Origin of the sequence: Nonomuraea indica (assembly GCF_002850745.1) — a bacterium.
Classification (GTDB): domain Bacteria; phylum Actinomycetota; class Actinomycetes; order Streptosporangiales; family Streptosporangiaceae; genus Nonomuraea; species Nonomuraea indica.
This window is the reverse complement of record NZ_KZ559469.1, coordinates 37,601-57,510: the sequence shown is the minus strand read 5'-3', so window position 1 is coordinate 57,510 and position 19,910 is coordinate 37,601. Positions and strand designations below refer to the sequence as shown.

Sequence of the window (19,910 nt, the reverse complement as noted above, 5' to 3'; positions counted from 1 at the left end):
TGCTCCACCCGCCTCATCCGCGGCACGCTCGCCCCCATGAACGCAGACTTCCCCGGACGGTGGATCGGCGGCGTGACACTGGTGCTGGGACCGATCGTCCTGTGCGCCGGATACCTGCTGCGCCACCTGAGCTCGGCCGCCGCTCTCACCCCGCAGCAGCAGGCGTGGGCCGAGGCGCGGCCGTTCGCCGCCTACGGCCAGCTCCTCGCCTACACCTCGCGACCCGCGCTGATCACCCTGTCCTACGCCGTCTTCGCGCTGGGGGCGCTGCTGCTCTTCCCCGCCTTCATCGCCCTGGCCCAGCGGGTGGGCGGCGGCCTCGCGCACTGGGGTGCCGCGCTGCTGGTGGCCGGGCTGTTCGCCCGCCTGTACTTCGCCGGCGCCGATCAGACCGCCTTCCAGCTCACCGAGGTCGTCGGGCTGGACCAGGCCACGAACGCCGTCATGAAGGAGTACGTGGACATCTCCTACGGGCCATGGCGGATCCCGGTCTGGGCGTCCGTCGGCCAGTACGCGGGCTCGCTCCTGCTGGCCGTCGCCGCCTGGCGATCCGGCGTCCTCGGCACCGCCCGCGCCCTGATGCTGCTGCTCGCGGGAGGCACCTGGATGGGCGTGCTGAAGGCCGCCTCGATCCCCGACGTGCTGGTCACCGCCCTGCTCTGCGTGGCCCTGGTCCCGCTCGGCACGCGGGTGCTGCGCGGGCGGCTCGTGGCCCCGACCGGCCGGTCGAACGTGCTCAGCTGGTGAGCGGCCGCCGCCGGACCTGGCGAACGCGCCGAGCCGGCGAACGGCCGCCGCTGGGCCGGCGGCGTCACAGGTCCGCGGTGAGGCGGCTCAGGATACGGGCCGCCGGTTCGGCGGTCGCGTGCCGGTGACCGGCCCCGGCCCACAGGTTGAGGCGTTCGGCGTCACCCGCGGCGGCCGCGGCCCTGCGCAGCGGGCTGGTCAGATGGTGCACCGCGGGATAGCCGAGGGGGGCGAGGTCGTCGTAGCGGTCGGTGAACGCGTTGCGCAACGCACGCGCCGGGCGACCGGAGAAGGCGCGGGTGACGACGGCCCGGTCGCGAGCGGGGTCGGCGAGCGCGGCCTTGTGGGGGTCCGAGGCCCCGCTCTCGTCGGCGCGGAGCAGCACGGTGCCGACCGACACGGCCGCCGCGCCGGCGTGGAGCGCTCCGGCGACGGCCTCGGCCGTGGCGAGCCCGCCGGCGGCGATGAGCGGGAGGCCGGTGACCTGGCCGATCTCGCGGAGCAGCTCGGCGATCGGGACGGCCGGCGGAACGCGTTCGGGGGTGAGGGTGCCGGAGTGCCCGCCGGCGGCGGAGCACTGGACGACGAGCGCGTCGACGCCGGCCTCGGTGGCGCGGCGCGCCTCCTCCCGCGAGGTGACGGTCTGCGCCACGAAGGTGCCGGCGGCGCGCAGCGCCCTGAGCACCGCCGGGTCGGGCACGCCGAAGGTGAAGCTGACCAGGGGCACCGGGTCGCCGAGGAGCAGGTCGATCTTGTCCTGCCAGTGGTCGTCGTCCTCGGTGCGGGCGACGGCGCTGAGGTCGAGGCCGTAGCGATCGGCCTCCGGCTGGAGCAGTTCGGCGTAGCGGCGGTAGGCCGTGTCGTCGATCGGGACGGGGTTGGGGGCGAACACGTTCACGCCGAAGGGCACGTCCGCGGCCCGCACCTCGGCGATCTGCCCGGCGAGCGCGTCGGCGCTCTTGTAGCCGCCGGCGAGCAGGCCGAGACCGCCGGCTTCGGCGGCCGCGACGACGAGCCCCGGCGTGCTCGGCCCGCCTGCCATCGGCGCGGCGAGCACGGGAACGGAGAGGCCGAGAGCGGTCAACGTGCTGGGCATTCCGATCGTCTCTTCTCCGGTGGCGGCCGGTTCGCGCTGGGCCGATGTCTCGCGGCGGCCCTGTGCGGGCCGTGACCATGGGGGCATATCACATTACCAGCCGTAATGATCATGCTTCTGGACGGCCGGCGCGGCGTGCCGCGACGGCGCCGGCCGCTGCTGACGTGAGGCGCCCGGCCGCCGCGGACCTACGCTGGTGAGCGTCCATCTCGATCCGGGAGCGGAGCGGCGCCGTATGACCATCGACCTCCAGGCCCTGCTGCCCATCGCCGACCGGGCCGCCACCATGGCCGGTGACCTCGTCCGCACGATGGCTCCCGGGGTCGTCACCGCCAAGGGGGACCGTGACATGGTCACCGAGGTCGACCATGCCGTGGAGTGGGCCGTGCGCGAGTTCCTGGCGCGGGAGACGCCCGAGGTGGGGTTCCTCGGCGAGGAGGGCGGGGGCGGCGGCGAGGGCCTGGTGTGGGTGCTCGACCCCGTCGACGGCACCGCCAACCTTGTGCACGGCATCCCGCTCTGCGCGGTCTCGCTGGGCCTGGTCGACGCCGGCGTTCCGGTGCTCGGCGTCATCGACCTGCCGTTCCTGGGCGTCCGCTACAGCGCGGCCGCGGGCGCCGGGGCACGGGCCGGCGGGACCGCGATCCGGGCTCGCGACACGCGCGACCTGGCGGGCGCGATCGTGTCGATCGGCGACTACGCCGTGGGGGAGCACGCGCGGGAGCTCAACCGGCCCCGCCTCGCCCTCACCGGTGAGCTGGCCGCCCGGGTGCAGCGGGTGCGCATGGTCGGGTCGGCCGCGATCGACCTGGCGTGGGTGGCCGAGGGCAGGACGGACGCGACCGTCATGCTGAACAACAAACCGTGGGACACCGCCGCCGGCTCCGTCATCGCCCGCGAGGCGGGGGCCGTGGTCGTGGACGTGGACGGCAGTCCGCACACCATGCGCTCCCGCGCGACGCTCGCGGCCGCCCCCGGGATCGCGGACGACTTCCTGCGCCTCGTCGCCGAGGCGCACCGGACCGCCTCTTCCTAGTCCGTACGGACGGAGCCGGGGAAGGGCTCAGCGCACGGCGCAGAGGAGGCGGTTGTTGCCGCGCTGCCAGAGGGTGCCGACCTCGGCGAAGCCCGCCTTGCGCAGGGCCTCGACATGCTGCGACAGCAGGTGCGACTCCGAGCCGTGATGACCGGCTCCGGCCGTGGTGCGGGCGGCGTCGAGTGCGGCGAAGCGGGGGTCGGCGGCGATGGCGTCCCACCACGCGCGCCAGTCCTCGGGCTTTTCGTCGGCGAAGACCCGCGCGCCCTCCCGGTCGTGGACGGCCCGCTCCAGCCGCGCGATGGCCGGGGTGTCGTCGTCGGAGTCGAGGTGGTCGCCGTTGAGCAGCACGCCACCCTGCCGCAGGACGGTGGCCAGTTCGGCGTACATCGTCTGCAGCTCCGGCTCGGAGATCCAGTGCAGCGCCGTCGTGCTGACGGCCGCGTCGGCCGGCCGGTCCAGGCCGAGGGAGGCGGTCCAGCCGGGCACCCGCAGGTCGAGGGAGCGGAACGTCAGGTGCGGGTACGCGGCCCGGCCGAGGCCGAGCAGCAGGGGGTCGGCGTCCACCGCGACCACCGTGGCCCGGGGCAGCCGCTCCACCAGCCGGGCGGACAGCGAGCCGGGACCGCAGCCGAGGTCGATGACGAGCGGGTCGGGGCGGCCCAGCGCCTCGACGGCGTCGATCAGCACGGTGAAGCGCTCCTCGCGGTCGGGCAGGTAGCCCTCCTGCTGCCGGTCCCAGCGCGCGATCCACTCCTGTGCGGCATCGTGAGTAAGCACAGCCGACTCCTGTCACTGTCGATTAGACTTTCGGCAGTCACAAGCTAGAGCACAAAGGTGTAACTGGTCAATTGGATTTCAACAGTCACGCAGATGCCGTGGTCCGGGTCACGGTGGCGCTGGTGAACGCGCTGACCCCGGGGGAGCGGCGCGGGCGTCCCGCCCCGCTCCCGGACGATCTCGCCGCGGCGGCGGGCCAGGCGCTCCGCGACGTCTATCCGCGCCAGGGCGATGTCACCGAGGCCGAGGGCGCCGAGCTGGCCGAGGTCGCGGCCCGGCTGCGGGAGGTGTTCGAGGCGATGGCGGCGCAGGACGTCGACGGGGCGGCCCACCGGGTCAACGCCCTGCTGGAGGAGACCCGCGCCCGGCCGATGCTCGAGCGGCACGACGGCGAGCCGTGGCACCTGCACTTCCACGGCCCCGGCGGCACCATGGCCGGCGACTGGGCGGCCAGCTGCGCCACGTCGCTGGCGATCGTGCTGGGCGGTGAGTTCGGTGACCGGCTGGGCGTGTGCACCGCCCCGCACTGCGACCGGGTCTACGTGGACGTCTCACGCAACGGCACCCGCCGCTTCTGCTCGACCGCCTGCCAGAACCGGGTGAAGACGGCCGCGTTCCGCGCCAGGGGCAGGGCGGGCTGAGCGCCCCCTGCTCCAGCTCCCCGGGGGCGGCCCGGGGAGCTGGAGCCCGTTCATTCGGCGGCCAGCCGTTCCGCCTCCTCGTGGAGCGCCGCGGTGAGGAGCAGCTCCAGGCGGAGCTCCTCCAGATCCGGCGCCGCGAGACCGTCGACGACGCGCATGGTGGGCCTCCCTGTACGGAAGGACGCCCCAGGGGTCGCGACGGTTGACCGCTCACCTGATCATCGGCCCGGCCCGTGGGCGGCGGGCCGCCCGTCCCGAAGATGTCAGGCGACCCCCGAGAGCCCCGCGGGCCGTTCGTCGCGCATCTGGGCCTGCATGATGTCCTGTCGCTCGGCGTTGATGCGCCGGCAGATGGTCACGTAGGCGGTCAGCACCTTGCCGTAGGCCCGCCGCGCCTCGTCGAGCTGGGCGCCGAGGGCGAGGATCCGTACCGGATCGCCCTGCAGCTCAGCCTCGGCGAGCAGCGTGCGCGCCTCCTCCACGATCCCCTCGGCGCGCATCCTCGTCCGGCGCAGCAGCGCCGAGCACTCGTGGAGCTCGGCCAGCCGCGCCGAGGAGACGATGAGCTCGGCGGCGCCCACAGCCGCGTCCGCCGACCCGTGCCTGCGGAGATCAGATGCCATTCCCGCCACCTCCCCGGTCAAGATTGCCTAAGCGTAGACGCGCGGAGGCCCCCGGCGGATCACCGCCGGGCCGCCGGAGTAAGCCACTCCTACCGGTGTAGAAGTTCTCTCCTCCGTGGGGGAAAACACCGTCCCTGAATGTAATTCTGTGCTGACGGATCGTGACCACCTGCTGGTGATGGCTGCAATCATCTGCATCGACCGTTATCGGCGGGGACGGGGACTGCGTACATGAAGTCTGCGATACGGCCGCACGGCCGCCCGTCCTGGTCACATACTGAAGCCGGATGGACGCGGACAGTAGCTACCGAGGGGCGTGGCGTGGCCATGACGACAGCGGGCACTGACGGCGGCGAGGACGCGGTGGATGTCAGCGTGGTGATCCCGGCCCGCGACTGCCGGCCCTACCTCGACCGCTGCCTCACCTCGGCGCTGGTCCAGCGGGTGAAGAAGGAGATCGTCGTCGTGGACGACGGCTCGACCGACGGCACGGCCGAACTGCTCGACCTCTACGCGGCCTACCACCGGGCCAGCGTCAAGGTGGTGCGCCTGGAGGGCTCCTCGGGCGGCGCCGGCCGGCCTCGCAACATCGGCCTCGAACACGCCACCGGCCGCTACGTCTTCTTCTGCGACGCCGACGACTACCTCGGCCCTGAGGCGCTGGAGCGGATGGTCGCCATGGCCGACCGCAACGACTCCGACATCGTGCTCGGCAGGATCGTCGGCCACGGGCGGCGCGCCCCTGCCTCGATGTTCCACCGTGACGCCGACCGGGCGCCGCTGGGCGACAGCGCCGTCTACAACAGCCTGTGCTGCTTCAAGCTGTTCCGCAGGGAGATGCTCGAACGGCACCGCATCAGGTTCGCCGAGCGGGTGATGATCGGCGAGGACATCCACTTCACCGTCCACGCCTTCTGCCATGCCGACGTGATCTCCGTGGTGGCCGAGCACGACTGCTACCACCTCGTCGCGCGGCCCGACGGCAGCAGCATCATGCAGCAGGCGGGCAGCCGTGACCCGCTCGGCTGGCTCACCATGATCAGGGGGCCGATCGCGCTCATGGCCGAGCACGTCCCGCCCGGCCCGCTGCGCGACCATCTGCTGCTGCGGCACTTCAAGCTCGACGTGCTGGCCCAGCTCGGCGTGCCGTTCCTGCAGGCCGGCGAGGTGCGGCGCAAGGACATCGCGCAGGAGGTGGCCGCCCTGTGCGACGAGTGGCTCACCCCGGGCGTGCGGGCCCGGCTGAGCGGCATCGACCGCCGGCGGCTCGCCTCGCTGGAGGACGTCGACCGGCTGGCGCGGCTGGCGAGCATCGAGAGCGCGGCCGTGCGCCGCCGGCTCACCGGGCTGCGCTGGGAGGCCGACCGGCTCGTGGTGACCGGTACGGCCGGCCTTGAGGGCGTCCGCACGGCCGAGGGTGTCAGCCTGGTGCTGCGCTCCCGCGCCGAGCCCGCGCGCGAGGTGGTGGTGCCCGCCGCCCACGGCCCGGCCCGCAGCGGCTGCGACGGCGTGGAGTTCGCCGCGCGGGTGGACCCGGGCGCCCTCGGCTCGGGCGTGTGGGACGTGCGCGTCGCGATCGAGGTGGAGGGCGTGGTCCGGCACGCCAGGCTGGGCGCCGACCGCGACGACGACGTCGTCAGGCCCGCGCCGCGCCTGATCCGCGAGGTGGTCGCCATCCCCTACTTCACGAAGGACAACGGCAATCTCAGCGTCGACGTCGGTGGTCACCTGCTCGCGGTGCCGGGCACGGCGCGCATCACCCGTACCCGGTGGGCGCTCGGGCAGCGGCTGGCCGTCGACGGCGAGGTGCTGGTCGGCGGGTGCGTCCCGGCGGCGTCGGCGATCCGCCGGCTGGTCTGGCGCGAACGGCGGACGGGCCACGAGCGGGCGGACCGGGTGGTCGCGCTGCCCGGTGGCGGGTTCGCGGCCAGGCCGCCGGTGGGCCGGTTCGCCCCGGGCACCTGGGACGCCTACCTGGAGGTTGAGGTGGGCGGGCCGCCCGCGCGCTTCCGGGTGGAGACCGACGCCGCGGCCGTGGCCGGGCCGCGCCGGCCGTGGGGCGGGATCGTGCTGAGGAGCGTGCGGCCGTACGCGACGCCGGGGAAGGGGCGGCTGAGCACGGTGGTGAGCAAGCTCACTGCGAAAAGCCTGCTAAGACGCTTCATGCCCTAATTGCCATCTATGTGCAGGTGCAAGTCTCCGTCTAGAGTGTGGTGGTATCCCGCATCTGGAGGATGAGTCGTGCACGTACCCGATGGCTTCTTCAACGCGGCCGTTTCCCTCTCCACCGGGGCCGTCGCCGCCGCCGGCGTCGCAGTGTGCCTGCGCGGCGCCCGGCGCGAGCTCGACGACCGGACCGCCCCCATGGCGGGGCTGGTCGCCGCCTTCATCTTCGCCGTGCAGATGCTGAACTTCCCCATCGCCGCCGGCACCAGCGGCCACCTCATGGGCGGGGCGCTGGCCGCGATACTCGTCGGCCCCTTCACCGGGGTGCTGTGCCTGGCCGTGGTGCTGCTCGTGCAGAGCGTGTTCTTCGCCGACGGCGGGCTGACGGCCCTCGGCGTGAACATCACGATCATGGGCATCGTCGGCGTGCTGGTCGCCTGGGGCGTCTTCCGGGTGGTCAGCCGGGTCGCCCGGGGCAAGGGCGCGGTCACGGTCGCCGCCTTCGTCGCGGCGCTGGTCTCGGTGCCCGCCTCGGCGCTGGCCTTCACGCTGCTGTTCTGGATCGGCGGCACCGCCCCGATCGACGCCGGCACGGTGGCCGCCGCGATGGGCGGCGTGCACGTGCTCATCGGCGTCGGCGAGGGCGTGATCACCGCGCTGACCGTGGGCGCGGTGCTGGCCGTGCGGCCCGACCTCGTCCACGGCGCGCGCGGGCTGGCCGCGCCGCTGCTGCTGCGGGGCGCCGACGGCACCACGACGGTCCAGCCCGGACGACCGGTGGCCGGCGGCCGCGGGACCCGGCCGTTCCTGCTCGCCGGCCTCGGCGTGACGCTGTTGCTGGCCGGGCTGGTGTCGTTCTTCGCCTCCGGCAGCCCCGACGGGCTCGAGTCGGTCGCCGAGGACCAGGGCTTCCTCGACCGGGCCACCGACCACCTGTTCGGCACGTGGGCGCTGGCCGACTACGGTGAGGTGGGCGGCATCCCGGTGGGGGTCGCCGGTGTCGTCGGCGTGGGTGTCGTGCTGCTCGTCGCCGGGGGCGTCGGCTACGCGGCGCGTGGCCGCGCCCCGGACCGCGAGCGGGCCGGGGTCCGCACGGGCGAGTGAAAGGCGGTGACCAGGGGTGGGTGCGGGGCATCACCATCGGCTCCACCTGCCGGGCGACTCGGTCGTGCACCGGCTGCCGCCGCAGTGCAAGCTCCTCGCCGTGCTCGCCTTCGCCGTCGTCGTGGTGGCCACGCCGCGCGAGAGCCTGTGGGCGTTCGGCGTGTACGCGGTGCTGCTGGCAGGCGTCGCCCGGACGGCCCGCGTGCCCGCCGGGCACATCGTGCGGCGGATGGCGATCGAGGTGCCGTTCGTGCTGTTCGCCTTCCTGATCCCGATCATCGGGCTGGGGGAGCGGACCACCGTGCTCGGCCTGTCGCTGAGCGTGCCGGGGCTGTGGGCGGCGTGGAACATCCTGGCCAAGGCGACGCTCGGCGTGGTCGCCTCGATCCTGCTGGCGGCCACCACCGAGCCGCGGGCCGTGCTGCTCGGCGCGCAACGCCTGCGGCTGCCCGCCCTGCTGGTGCAGATCGCGATGTTCATGCTGCGCTACCTCGATGTGATCATGGACGAGATGCGGCGGATGAAGGTGGCGCGGGAGTCGCGCGGGTTCGAGGCGCGCGACCTGCGGCACGTCCCGGTGGTCGCGCGGTCGGCGGGGGCGCTGTTCATCCGGTCGTACGAGCGGGGTGAGAGGGTGCACCTGGCGATGCTGAGCCGTGGCTACACGGGACGGATGCCGGTGACCGCCGACCTCTCGGCGTCCGCCGGGCAGTGGGCGGCCGCGCTCGCACTGCCGCTCTCCGCTCTGGCGGTGCTGGGTGTCTCGGCGTTGGGATCATGACTGTGAACTCTCTGGAAGTCAGCCGTCTCGCCTATGCCTACCCCGACGGCACGCAGGCGCTGTTCGGCGTGGACGTGGCGATCGGGCGGGGCGAGCGGGTGGCGCTGCTGGGCCCGAACGGCGCCGGCAAGACCACGCTCGTCATGCACCTCAACGGCATCCTGACCCCCGGCCACGGCACGGTCACCGTGGCGGGCACCCCGGTGCGGCGCGACACGCTCAAGGAGATCAGGCGGCGCGTCGGCCTGGTGTTCCAGGATCCCGACGACCAGCTCTTCATGCCGACCGTCCGTGACGACGTCGCCTTCGGGCCGGCCAACATGGGCCTGTCGGGGGCGGAGCTCGACCGGGCCGTCACGAGCGCCCTCGACCGGGTCGGCATGCTGGAGGCCGCCGACCGGCCGCCGCACCACCTGTCCTTCGGTCAGCGCCGCAGGGTGGCCGTGGCGACCGTCCTCGCGATGGAGCCGGAGATCCTGGTGCTGGACGAGCCGTCGTCCAACCTCGACCCGGCCGCCCGCCGGGAGCTGGCCGAGATCCTGCGCTCGCTGGACGTGACCGTGCTCATGGTCACCCACGACCTTCCCTACGCGCTGGAGCTGTGCGAGCGCTCGCTGATCCTCTCGGGCGGGGTGATCGCCGCTGACGGGCCGACGCGGGAGCTGCTCGCCGACGCGGACCTGCTCGCCGCCCATCGGCTGGAGCTGCCGTACGGCTTCGCCGTGCCGCCCGCCGCTACCCCGGCGGCCGCTGAACGCGGATGACCACCATCCTGTCGCCGGCCTGCAGCGTGGCGGCGCGCGGATCGGCGTAGGTAAGGATCTCGTGATCGCGGACGACGGCCACGACGATCTCGCCGCCGGCATGGGGCGCCTGGCCGACCTCGGCGGCGCCCACGGTGCGTTCGTACAGGTCGAGGCCCTTGCCGTACACGAGGAAGTCCTCGATGAGCGCGCTGACCGCCGGGCTCTGCGTGGCCACGCCCAGCATGCGGCCGGCCGCGTCGGAGGAGGTGATCACCACGTCGGCGCCGCTCTGCCGGACGAGGGGGTCGTTCTCGGCCTCGCGGACCGCCGCCACGATCGTCGCCGTCTCGTTGAGGCTGCGTGCGGTGAGCGTCACCAGGGCGGTGGTGTCGTCGCGCTGGGTGGCGATGACGACCTCCCTGGCGGTGGGCAGGCCGGCCCGCCTGAGCACCTCGCTGCGCGTGCCGTCACCCACGACGCCGGTGAAGCCGTCGAGCGCCGCCTCCTCGACGGCGGTCCTGCTGGGATCGACCACGACGATCGAGTCCTTGGACCGCTCGCTCTCCAGCAGCGTGCGGATCGCGGCCCGGCCCTTGGTGCCGTAGCCGACGACCACCGTGTGGTCTCGCAACCTGTCCCTCCATCGCCGGATCCTGAAGGCGTCGCGGGTACGCCGGGTGAGCACCTCCAGCGTGGTGCCGACCAGCACCACGAGGAACGCGATGCGCAGCGGGGTGACCGCCACGATGTTGACGATCCTCGCCTCCGTGCTGACGGGGGCGATGTCGCCGTACCCCGTCGTGGAGAGCGAGACCGTGACGTAGTAGAGCGCGTCCAGCGCGGACACCGCCCCGTCGGCGCTGTCACGGTAGCCTTCGAGGTCGATCAGGACCAGCGCGTACATCGCCAACAGGATGAGCAACGCGACGGCCATCCGGCGCAGGACCGCCACGAGCGGGCTCATGGCCGGGGACGGCAGCCGCACCCCGAGTACCGTCTCGTCCTCCTGCATGCGAATGATCGTAGTTTGTGCGGGCCCGGTATCCGGGGATGTCGAAGTACAGTGGCTCATCGAGGAGGGCCGAATGAAGCTGCGGCTGGCGCGACACGCTCTCGGCGATGCCGTGGTGGTGGCCGTTGAGGGAGAGCTCGACCTGTTCACCGCGCCGTTCCTCCGCGACGAGGTACGCGACGCGATCAAGCAGGACAGCGCCCGGCTCGTGCTCGACCTCCAGCAACTGTCGTTCATGGACTCCAGCGGGCTCTCGGTGCTGATCGAGGCGTGGCGGCTGGCCACGGGCGAGGGCGGCGGGGTGTCGCTGGCGGCCCCCCAGGCGCCGGTGGCGCGGATCCTGCGCACCACGGGGCTCGACCGGCGCATCAAGGTCTACTCCGACGTGGACAGCGCCGTGGGTGAGATTTGAGCCACCCCGCCTAGAACTTCATTCGGTCACCGGTTAGGGTCCCGCTATGGACGTGAACGGATCTGCAGCAATCATCTCCGGCGGCGCCAGCGGCCTCGGCGAGGCCACCGCCCGGGAGCTCGCGCGCCAGGGCGCGACCGTCGTCATCGCCGACCTCAACGAGGAGCGCGGCAAGGCCGTCGCCGACGAGTTGGGCGGCGTGTTCGCCCGGACCGACGTGTCGGACCAGGACCAGGTGCGGGCGGCCGTGGACGCCGCAGTCGCCACCGGCAGGCCGCTGCGCGTCGTGGTCAACAGCGCGGGCATCGGCTGGGCCGAGCGTACGGTCAACCGCGACGGCAACCCGCACAATCCGGACAGCTACCGCAAGGTCATCGAGGTCAACCTCATCGGCACGTTCAACCTCATGAGCATCGCCGCCGCCGCGATCGCCAGGACCGACCCCGCGGACGCCGACGGGCAGCGCGGCGTGGTGATCAACACCGCGTCGGTGGCGGCGCTGGAGGGCCAGACCGGCCAGCTCGCCTACTCGGCCTCCAAGGGCGGCATCGTCGGCATGACCGTGCCGGCCGCCCGCGACCTGGCTGCCATCGGCGTCCGGGTGAACACGATCTGCCCCGGCATCATCGACACGCCCATCTACGGCTTCTCCGGCAACGCCGAGGAGTTCAAGGCCAAGCTCGTCGCGCCGGTGGTCTTCCCCAAGCGGATGGGCCGCGCCGACGAGTTCGCGCAGCTCGTGCTCTCGCTCGTGCGGAACGACTACATGAACGCCGAGGTCATCCGCTTCGACGGCGGCATCCGCTTCCAGCCCAAGTGAGGTCCCGTGTCTGACGACGTGCTCGTCGAGGAGTCGGACGGCGTCGCCGTCCTGACCATCAACCGCCCCAAGGCGCGCAACGCCATCAACGGCGCGGTGGCGCGGGGCATCGCGGAGGCGCTCGACTCGCTGGAGTCCCGTCCCGACATCGCCGCCTACGTCCTGACCGGCGCGGGCGGCACCTTCAGCGCCGGCATGGACCTCAAGGGGTTCCTCACCGGCGACCTGCCCGTGGTCGAGGGACGCGGCTTCGGCGGGGTGACCGAGGCGCCGCCGGTCAAGCCCCTGGTGGCCGCCGTCGAGGGATACGCCCTGGCGGGCGGCTTCGAGCTGGCGCTGGCCTGCGACGTCATCGTGGCCTCGGCACAGGCCACGTTCGGCCTGCCCGAGCCCAGGCGCGGCCTGGTGGCGGGCGCGGGCGGCATCATGCGCCTGCCGCGCCGCATCCCCTACCACGTCGCCATGGAGATCGCCCTGACCGGCGACCACTACCCCGCCACCCGCCTGTACGAGCTCGGCCTGGTCAACCGGATCACCGAGCCGGGCGCGGCCCTGGAGGGCGCGCTGGAGCTGGCCCGCAAGATCGCGGCCAACGCCCCGCTCGCCCTGGCGGCGACCAAGAAGGTCGTCATCGAGTCGCAGGACTGGCCGCTGGAGGAGATGTTCGAGCGGCAGGGCGCGATCATCAACCCGGTGTTCATGTCCAAGGACGCCATGGAGGGCGCCGCCGCCTTCGCCGAGAAGCGCGCGCCCCGCTGGAGCGGCGAGTAGCCCGCGCCGCCCGGCTTCGGGCCCCTTCCGCCGCTGGAGGGGCCCGTTTTCCTTACGCGCGCATAACCGCTTCTGCGTACGGTAAAGAAGAGGGCGGAGAGCGGGAGGGCGCATGAACGACAGCACGAGGTCCGCGTTCGAGTCGGCCAGGCGCGGCGCGGGCGTCCTGCTGACCAGCGCGCTCGGCGCGGCGGTCATCATGGTGGTGCTGCTCGGCGTGATGTGGGGCGTCGAGGTCGTCGACTACGTGCTCAACGGCACGCTCGACCGGCAGTTCGGCATCGTCGGCTGGCACCCCGACGGGCTGGCCGGCATCTTCTTCGCGCCGTTCCTGCACGTCGGCTTCGGGCACCTGATGGCCAACTCGCTGCCGCTGCTCGTGCTCGGGTTCCTGGCGGCGCTGCGCGGCATCGGCAGGTTCCTGGCCGCCACCGCGGTGATCATCGTCCTCGGCGGGTTCGGCACCTGGTTCACCAGCCCCGACACGATCACCGTGGGGGCCAGCGGGCTGGTGTTCGGCTACTTCGGCTACGTCGTCGCCCGCGGGCTGTTCGACCGGCGGCCCCTCGACATCGTCATCGGCATCGGCGTGGCCATCGCCTACTACTCCATCCTGTGGGGGCTGCTGCCCAACCAGCAGGGCATCTCCTGGCAGGGGCACCTGTTCGGGCTGCTCGCGGGCGTCGTCGCGGCCTGGCTGCTGCGCCGCAGGCGCCCCGCCACGCCGTCCCTGGACTCCTAGGCGCGGCCCCGAACTCGTTCGCGGCGTTCGGCAACAAGTGGCGATCATGTGATTACCATTCGTGTTGATCACTACCTCAGACGCCATGACAGGCGCTGCTCGCGTGCGACCAGCGCCTCTCCGAGGTCATGACGGCCGAGGGCTCGCGACCCTAGGAGAACGCATGTCCATCGTGAGGTCCACGACCGTCGCCCTGTCCACGCTGCTGGCATTCGGCGGCCCGCTGGTGATGGGGGTGAGCCCGGCGAACGCCGAGCACCGCCCCGCCGTCGAGAGCGCGCTGACCATGACGGCGGCGGGCAAGAGCACCCAGCGGATCGCCTCCGGCAGGACCGAGCCCGGCGTGGGCTGGAACCTCTACGTCAACAACTCGCCCGGCCTCTACATCGACGTCGACACCAGCGCCGCCCACTTCACGGGCGACCCGGTCTACACCGTCTCCGTCGGCGGCCTGGCCCACCACTTCGAGCTGACCGGCACCAGCACCGTCTACCAGCCGACCGCGACCGGCTTCCGCGTCTACATCCGGTGGAGCAACGGCCAGCCCCTCACGGTGGAGGACGCCCAGACCTACGGCTGGTACGTCAACTGGATCGGCGTCGACCAGCCGTAACCCGGCCGGAAACAGGACAGCCCCGGGGGATCCCGGGGCTGTCGTGGCGGGTCGCGGCTAGAGACGCTCGACCACGTAGTCGACGCAGACCGTCAGCGCCTCCACGTCGGCCGGGTCGATCGCCGGGAACATCGCGATGCGCAGCTGGTTGCGGCCGAGCTTGCGGTAGGGCTCGGTGTCGACGATGCCGTTGGCGCGCAGCACCTTGGCCACGGCCGCCGCGTCGACCTCCTCGGAGAAGTCGATCGTGCCGACCACCTGGGAGCGGAACTCCGGCGCCGCGAACGGCGTGGCGTAGGCCGACTTCTCGGCCCACGAGTAGAGGCGCTGGGCCGAGTCGGCCGTGCGGGAGGTCGTCCAGGCCAGGCCGCCGTTGCCGTTCATCCAGTCGAGCTGGTCGGCCAGCAGGAACAGCGTGGCCACGGCCGGGGTGTTGTAGGTCTGGTCCTTGCTGGAGTTGTCGATCGCCGTCGGCAGGCTGAAGAACTCGGGCACGTAGCGGTCGGTGGCCGCGATCTCCTCGACCCGGGCCAGGGCGCGCGGCGACATGAGCGCGATCCACAGGCCGCCGTCGGAGGCGAAGCTCTTCTGCGGGGCGAAGTAGTAGACGTCGGTCTCCTCGATGGAGACGGGCAGGCCGCCGGCGCCGGAGGTCGCGTCGACGAGCACGAGCGAGTCGTCGGAGCCGACCCGGCGGATCGGCATGGCGACACCGGTGGAGGTCTCGTTGTGGGTGAGCGCGTAGACGTCGATGCCGTCCTGCTCGACCGCCGCCGGGTGGGTGCCGACCTCGGACTTGATGACCGACGGCTCGCCGAGCCACGGCGACTTCCTGGCGACGGTCGCGAACTTGGCGGAGAACTCGCCGAAGGACAGGTGCTGCGACCGGTCGCGGATCAGCCCGAAGGCGGCGATGTCCCAGAACGCGGTGGTGCCGCCGTTGCCCAGCACGACCTGGTAGCCCTCGGGCAGGGAGAACAGGTCGGCGAGCCCGGCACGCACGCGGCCGACCAGGCTCTTGACCGGCTTCTGGCGGTGGGAGGTGCCCATGACGCTCGCTCCGGAGGAGGCGAGAGCGGCCAGCTGCTCGGTGCGAACCTTCGAGGGCCCGCAGCCGAAACGGCCGTCGGCGGGCTTGATGTCAGCGGGAATCACGATGTCAGCCACCTGACCAGCCTACTGACGCCGTCGTCGTGAGTAGGCCCGGGTCCGGATTGTGAGACCTGCGAGTCCCTGGCTGGGAGCGTGGTGATCACGTACGCTCGCCTCTAGCCAGGAGACTCGGGGGCGACACATCAGTCCGGAGGCCGGATCTCGCATGCCCAACCAGCCGGTGTACCAGGTGATCGACGAGGCCGTGCGCCGGCCGCCCCCGTTCGCCAGGGAGAGCGGCCTGCCGATCATGGTGTTCACCGGCGACCGCGTCGCGGCCGGTGAGGCCGCCGGCACCGCCGAGAGGTTCCGTGGGCGGACGCCGTACGCGGAGATCGACGCCGGCGGCTTCCCCGACGTCCCGGCGATCGTGGAGCGGCTGGCGGGCTTGCAGGGCATGCTGGCCACGTGGGTCCGCGGCACGATGCTGCCTCCGCCGCGCTTCCCGCTGACCCAGTTCGTGCTGTGGGCGTGGGGCCGGCGCGGCATCGAGATCCCGGGCGCGGGCACGCCGCCCAACCCGGTGGCCAAACGGCACGCCTTCCGGCAGTGGCTGGCCGACTGGCGCAGGGAACGGTCCCGGACCGGGCGGGTCAGGCGGGCCATGGCCGACTACGTGGGCCGGGCCATGACCACCTGGATCCCGCTGTCGGGACTGGCCGCGTACGGGCTGCAGAGCTTCGTGGACGGCCTCACGCTGCTGCTGTGGGGGGCGAGCGTGGCCGTGGCGTTCGTCGTCGGCCTCGTGCACGCCGTGCTGCTCATCCGGGGCCCCATCTTCTACCGCTGGTTCCGCCGGGCGCCGTTCCTGCGGCGGGGTCGGGGGGAGAGCGTCATCGAGTACGCCGTCCGGGTCAGCGAGGCGGCGCCGGAGGACGTCGAGAGGCTGATGGTGGCCGCGCTGCTGGAGGACCTGCGCCAGGCCTACCAGCGCCGGATCATCCCGTGGCCCGGCTGGGGCCGCGACACCTATCCGGTGATGCGGCTCACCGACGCCGACCCGGCCACGGCCGGGCGCCGGTTCATGGAGCTGGTGCACGACATCAGGACCGGCACGGGCCAGCGCGGCCCGATACTGCTCGTCGCCGCCACGACCGTGCCGCCGCAGGCGATCCCCGTCAAGCCGGTCCAGGGCCGCGAGGCGGACCTGGTCGCGCTCCACCGCGGCTGGCGGGACCGGACACGCCGCACCGGGCCGAGCCCGTACCTGCTGGTCGAGGTCGGCCCGGGTGAGCGGCCGGCCACCGACGACGGCGCGGGACGCAGGCTGCCCGTCCGCCCGCTGGCCTACTGGCTGACGGTCGTGGCGCTGCTCGCGTTACCGCTCAGCGGGGCGGTGTTCGCGACCGCGGGCTGCGGGGCGGAGCTGACCCGGGTGGCCGACCAGTGCGTGGGCATCGGACCGCTGGACAAGATGGCGCCGCACCCGATGGTCCTGCCCGTGGTGCGCCGCATCGAGGAGCAGAACGCCCAGATCCCGTTCGGCGCCAAGATCTTCACCATCGCCTACCTGGGGCCGCTGACCACCCAGCCGGGCGCCCGGTTCAAGGACGGCCAGATGACGGCCGTGGCGGGCGAGCTGGTCGGCATCGGCGCCTACCAGGCGAGCTACAACCGCAGCAAGTCCGACTGGAAGATGAAGGTCGTCTTCGCCAACACCGGCCAGGACTTCGCCAGCGCCCGGCTCGCGGCCGAGAGCGTCGCCGAGCGTGCGGAGGGCGACCCCACCCTCACGGCGGCCGTGGGATTCGCCTGGAGCCGCGAGGAGGTCAGGCAGGCGGTGGACGTGCTCACCAAGGCCAACCTGCCGATGGTCAGCACGGTGAGCACGGTCGGGCAGATCGCCGGCGCCGCCGGGGACCGCTCGGCCTACCTGTTCCGCCTCGCCGTCGTGGACGACCTGCAGATCGCCGCCACGGTCCACTGGCTGGAGACGCTCGGGACGGCCAGGGGCGCCGGCCTGAAGCCGCGCGTGGCGGTCGTCTGGCAGCGGCAGCAGGGGGAGCTCTACAGCGCGGACCTGAAGGAGCTGTTCCTGCGGAAGTACACCGGGACCGGCTCCGAGCACCCCTTCGAGGACGACGCCTCGCTCGGGGCCGCGATGGAGGAGGCCTGCGCCTCCGGGGCGAAGGTCGTCTACTACACCGGCCGGGCCGACTTCCTGAGCAGCCTCAAGCGGGCGTGGGGCGCCTCCTGCGAGCGGCGCCGGGTCAGGCTGCTCGCCTCGGACGATCTCACCGGCGCCATCGCCAACGACGTCGCCTCCAACCGCGCGGGCCACGACACGAGCATGTCGTTCGTGTCGCTGACCGACGTCCGCGACGCCACCCTCAACCAGGGGCAGAAGACGCTGCGCCAGTGGGCGGGCGGCTCCCTGGTGTACTCGGCCGCGCACGCCGCGTTCGGCTACGACGCGGCGCAGGCCGTAGGGATCGCGGTCGACGCCTACCGCACGCAGAGCGGCGCGGGGAACATCCGGGCGGGGGTGCACTACAACCTGCGGGGGCTGCGCTTCGACGGCGCCACGGGGACGGTGAGCTTCTCCGGCCACGTCACCGACCACGACGCCCAGGGCCGCGAGGTGTGGCTCATGACCGTCGAGTCGGGGGAGCCCGTGCGCGCGGGCTGGGTGTGCCGGCCGACGGCGTCGGACGCCGCGTGCACGACGCCGCCCAGGTGACGGGCACCCGGGCGGCGGACGGCAGGCGCGGTCCGGCGCAGGCCGGCGATCAGATGGTGCCGACGACCTCGTCGGCGCCCGGCACGTCGCTCAGCGGACGCGACGCCGGGCCGGTGTACCTGGCGCTCGGGCGGACGAGCCGGCCCGTCTTCTTCTGCTCCAGGATGTGCGCGGCCCAACCGGCCGTGCGGGCGCAGGTGAACATCGAGGTGAACATGTGGGACGGCACCTCGGCGAAGTCGAGGACCACGGCCGCCCAGTACTCGACGTTGGTGGCCAGCACCCGGTCGGGCTTGCGGGCGTGCAGCTCCTCCAGCGCCGCCTGCTCCAGCGCGGCGGCGACCTCGTAACGCGGGGCGCCGAGCTCCTTGGCGGTGCGGCGCAGCACGCGGGCGCGCGGGTCCTCGGCCCGGTAGACGCGGTGGCCGAAGCCCATGAGGCGCTGACCCTTGTCCAGCTCGCTCTGCACGTACTTCTTGGCGTCACCCAGCTGCTCGACGCCCTCGATCATGTGCAGGACGCGGGCCGGGGCGCCGCCGTGCAGCGGGCCCGACATGGCGCCGACGGCGCCGGACAGCGAGGCCGCCACGTCGGCCCCGGTGGAGGCGATGACGCGGGCGGTGAAGGTGGACGCGTTCATGCCGTGCTCGGCGGCGGAGGTCCAGTAGGCGTCGATGGCCTTGACGTGCCTCGGGTCGGGCTCACCGCGCCAGCGGATCATGAAACGCTCGACGATGGTCTTGGCCTCGTCGACGCGGCTCTGCGGCACCATCGGCAGGCCGAGGCCACGCGCCGACTGCGCCACGAAGGACAGCGCCATCACCGACGCGCGGGCGAGCTGGTCGCGCGCCTCCTCGTCGCTGATGTCGAGCAGCGGCCTGAAGCCGTACGCCGGGGCCAGCATGGCCAGGGCGCTCTGCACGTCTACGCGGATGTCACCGGAATGGACAGGAATGGGGTACGGCTCCGCCGGGGGCAGGCCCGGCTGGAACTTGTTGTCGACCAGCAGGCCCCATACGTGCCCGAAGGGGACACGGCCGACCAGCTCCTCGATGTCGACGCCCCGGTATCGAAGGGCGCCCCCCTCTTTGTCCGGTTCCGCGATCTCGGTCTCGAAAGCCACAACACCCTCGAGGCCGGGTTTGAAGTCGGACATTCTCGGCCGCCTCCCTTTCTTGCCATGTTCCGGCAATGCCTTGATGTCGAGATACCGGCGGGTCAATTTAACCCCCTTCCCACTCATGCTCGGTCTCCGGACCCATCGAAACTCCATCGCCGCAGGTGGGGGGTGGTGTGGGGGGTCTGATGCCGGGCGCGCAAGAATACCGTCTCGTGGATGCAACCTCGCGCCCGCCCTCGCTGGCCGGGCTCCGCCGCACGTACGAGGGCGAGCCGCTGCTCGAAACCGGCGTGGCGGCCGACCCTGTCACGCAATTCACCCTCTGGTTCCAGGAGGCGCTCGACGCGGGCCTGCCCGAGCCGAACGCCATGGTGCTGGCCACCGCCTCGGCCGGCGGCCGGCCCAGCGCCAGGACCGTCCTGCTCAAGGGCTACGACGAGTCGGGCTTCGTCTTCTACACGAACTTCGAGTCGCGCAAGGGCCGCGACCTCGCCGAGAACCCGCGGGCCTCGCTGCTGTTCCCCTGGCATCCGATCCGGCGTCAGGTGCGGGTCGAGGGCTCGGTCGTGCGGCTGCCGCACGAGGAGTCGGCCGCCTACTTCGACTCCCGCCCGTACGGGTCGCGGATCGGGGCCTGGGCGTCGCGCCAGTCGGCCGTGGTCCGGTCGCGGGAGGAACTGGACGCCCGCTACGAGGAGCTGGCGGCCCGCTGGCCGGAGCAGCCGCCGGTGCCCGACTTCTGGGGCGGGTTCCGGGTGGTGCCGTCGGAGATGGAGTTCTGGCAGGGCCAGCTCGACCGGATGCACGACAGGCTCCGCTACCGGCGGACCCCGACCGGGTGGGCTCTGGAGAGACTCGCCCCATAATG

The 19,910-nt window shown here is 72.6% G+C and carries 20 protein-coding genes; 14 read left to right on the top strand and 6 right to left on the bottom strand.

Annotated features, from left to right (window positions below; translation table 11 throughout):
* The first annotated feature begins 36 nt into the window (after positions 1 to 36).
* A complete protein-coding gene (locus CXR44_RS11795; protein WP_144069931.1) occupies positions 37 to 747 on the top strand; it encodes a hypothetical protein in 711 nt (236 codons plus the stop codon).
* A gap of 64 nt (positions 748 to 811) precedes the next feature.
* Here the strand turns inward: CXR44_RS11795 and CXR44_RS11790 are convergent, their stop codons facing one another.
* Entirely contained in the window at positions 812 to 1,843 is a 1,032-nt protein-coding gene (locus CXR44_RS11790) for a nitronate monooxygenase (RefSeq protein ID WP_101785578.1), read from the bottom strand.
* A 235-nt stretch (positions 1,844 to 2,078) separates the two neighbouring features.
* Here CXR44_RS11790 and CXR44_RS11785 point away from each other — a divergent pair, with 235 nt between their 5' ends.
* On the top strand, positions 2,079 to 2,879 hold the full coding sequence (locus tag CXR44_RS11785; protein ID WP_101785576.1) for an inositol monophosphatase family protein: 801 nt from the start codon (positions 2,079 to 2,081) through the stop codon (positions 2,877 to 2,879).
* A gap of 27 nt (positions 2,880 to 2,906) precedes the next feature.
* Here CXR44_RS11785 and CXR44_RS11780 read toward each other — a convergent pair whose 3' ends face one another.
* Positions 2,907 to 3,659 carry a class I SAM-dependent methyltransferase gene (locus CXR44_RS11780; RefSeq protein WP_101785574.1) on the bottom strand — a complete coding sequence of 251 codons (753 nt, stop codon included), beginning with the start codon at positions 3,657 to 3,659 and terminating at the stop codon, positions 2,907 to 2,909.
* Positions 3,660 to 3,730: 71 nt separating this feature from the next.
* Between CXR44_RS11780 and CXR44_RS11775 the strand changes: the two genes are divergently transcribed.
* Positions 3,731 to 4,300 carry a CGNR zinc finger domain-containing protein gene (locus CXR44_RS11775; RefSeq protein WP_101785572.1) on the top strand — a complete coding sequence of 190 codons (570 nt, stop codon included), beginning with the start codon at positions 3,731 to 3,733 and terminating at the stop codon, positions 4,298 to 4,300.
* A gap of 263 nt (positions 4,301 to 4,563) precedes the next feature.
* On the opposite strand, the gene CXR44_RS11770 is transcribed toward CXR44_RS11775, so the two are convergent.
* Positions 4,564 to 4,923, bottom strand: a complete 360-nt coding sequence (locus tag CXR44_RS11770) for a hypothetical protein (RefSeq protein WP_144069930.1) — start codon at positions 4,921 to 4,923, stop codon at positions 4,564 to 4,566.
* A 327-nt stretch (positions 4,924 to 5,250) separates the two neighbouring features.
* Between CXR44_RS11770 and CXR44_RS11765 the strand changes: the two genes are divergently transcribed.
* From CXR44_RS11765 to CXR44_RS11750, 4 genes are all read left to right on the top strand, one after another.
* A complete protein-coding gene (locus CXR44_RS11765) occupies positions 5,251 to 7,095 on the top strand; it encodes a glycosyltransferase family 2 protein (protein ID WP_245899151.1) in 1,845 nt (614 codons plus the stop codon).
* A 69-nt stretch (positions 7,096 to 7,164) separates the two neighbouring features.
* On the top strand, positions 7,165 to 8,193 hold the full coding sequence (locus CXR44_RS11760; protein WP_101785566.1) for an energy-coupling factor ABC transporter permease: 1,029 nt from the start codon (positions 7,165 to 7,167) through the stop codon (positions 8,191 to 8,193).
* A 16-nt stretch (positions 8,194 to 8,209) separates the two neighbouring features.
* Entirely contained in the window at positions 8,210 to 8,974 is a 765-nt protein-coding gene (cbiQ, locus tag CXR44_RS11755; protein WP_101785564.1) for a cobalt ECF transporter T component CbiQ, read from the top strand.
* Positions 8,971 to 9,738, top strand: a complete 768-nt coding sequence (locus CXR44_RS11750) for an energy-coupling factor ABC transporter ATP-binding protein (RefSeq protein ID WP_101785562.1) — start codon at positions 8,971 to 8,973, stop codon at positions 9,736 to 9,738. Before cbiQ ends, CXR44_RS11750 begins: the two co-directional genes overlap by 4 nt.
* Here CXR44_RS11750 and CXR44_RS11745 read toward each other — a convergent pair.
* Positions 9,710 to 10,732, bottom strand: coding sequence for a potassium channel family protein (locus CXR44_RS11745; RefSeq protein ID WP_101785560.1), 1,023 nt, complete (start codon positions 10,730 to 10,732; stop codon positions 9,710 to 9,712). The genes CXR44_RS11750 and CXR44_RS11745 overlap by 29 nt on opposite strands.
* A 73-nt stretch (positions 10,733 to 10,805) precedes the next feature.
* Between CXR44_RS11745 and CXR44_RS11740 the strand changes: the two genes are divergently transcribed.
* The 5 genes from CXR44_RS11740 (at position 10,806) to CXR44_RS11720 (ending at position 14,090) form a co-directional block, all read left to right on the top strand.
* A complete protein-coding gene (locus CXR44_RS11740; RefSeq protein WP_101785558.1) occupies positions 10,806 to 11,144 on the top strand; it encodes an STAS domain-containing protein in 339 nt (112 codons plus the stop codon).
* 46 nt (positions 11,145 to 11,190) lie between these two features.
* The gene (locus CXR44_RS11735) at positions 11,191 to 11,964 is read left to right on the top strand and encodes an SDR family NAD(P)-dependent oxidoreductase (protein WP_101785556.1); all 774 of its coding nucleotides are present in this window, start codon (positions 11,191 to 11,193) and stop codon (positions 11,962 to 11,964) included.
* Positions 11,965 to 11,970: 6 nt separating this feature from the next.
* On the top strand, positions 11,971 to 12,735 hold the full coding sequence (locus tag CXR44_RS11730; RefSeq protein WP_101785554.1) for a crotonase/enoyl-CoA hydratase family protein: 765 nt from the start codon (positions 11,971 to 11,973) through the stop codon (positions 12,733 to 12,735).
* Between the two features lie 112 nt (positions 12,736 to 12,847).
* Positions 12,848 to 13,477 carry a rhomboid family intramembrane serine protease gene (locus tag CXR44_RS11725; RefSeq protein WP_101785552.1) on the top strand — a complete coding sequence of 210 codons (630 nt, stop codon included), beginning with the start codon at positions 12,848 to 12,850 and terminating at the stop codon, positions 13,475 to 13,477.
* Between the two features lie 163 nt (positions 13,478 to 13,640).
* A complete protein-coding gene (locus CXR44_RS11720; protein ID WP_101785550.1) occupies positions 13,641 to 14,090 on the top strand; it encodes a hypothetical protein in 450 nt (149 codons plus the stop codon).
* 57 nt (positions 14,091 to 14,147) lie between these two features.
* On the opposite strand, the gene serC is transcribed toward CXR44_RS11720, so the two are convergent.
* Positions 14,148 to 15,257, bottom strand: coding sequence for a phosphoserine transaminase (gene serC, locus CXR44_RS11715; RefSeq protein WP_101785548.1), 1,110 nt, complete (start codon positions 15,255 to 15,257; stop codon positions 14,148 to 14,150).
* A gap of 151 nt (positions 15,258 to 15,408) precedes the next feature.
* Here serC and CXR44_RS11710 point away from each other — a divergent pair, with 151 nt between their 5' ends.
* Positions 15,409 to 17,922 (top strand): type 1 periplasmic-binding domain-containing protein, encoded by a 2,514-nt coding sequence (locus CXR44_RS11710; protein ID WP_101785546.1) that lies wholly within the window; start codon positions 15,409 to 15,411, stop codon positions 17,920 to 17,922.
* Between the two features lie 49 nt (positions 17,923 to 17,971).
* On the opposite strand, the gene CXR44_RS11705 is transcribed toward CXR44_RS11710, so the two are convergent.
* Entirely contained in the window at positions 17,972 to 19,078 is a 1,107-nt protein-coding gene (locus tag CXR44_RS11705; RefSeq protein ID WP_101785545.1) for a citrate synthase 2, read from the bottom strand.
* Between the two features lie 176 nt (positions 19,079 to 19,254).
* Between CXR44_RS11705 and pdxH the strand changes: the two genes are divergently transcribed.
* Positions 19,255 to 19,908, top strand: a complete 654-nt coding sequence (gene pdxH / locus CXR44_RS11700; protein ID WP_101785543.1) for a pyridoxamine 5'-phosphate oxidase — start codon at positions 19,255 to 19,257, stop codon at positions 19,906 to 19,908.
* Positions 19,909 to 19,910: the final 2 nt, after the last annotated feature.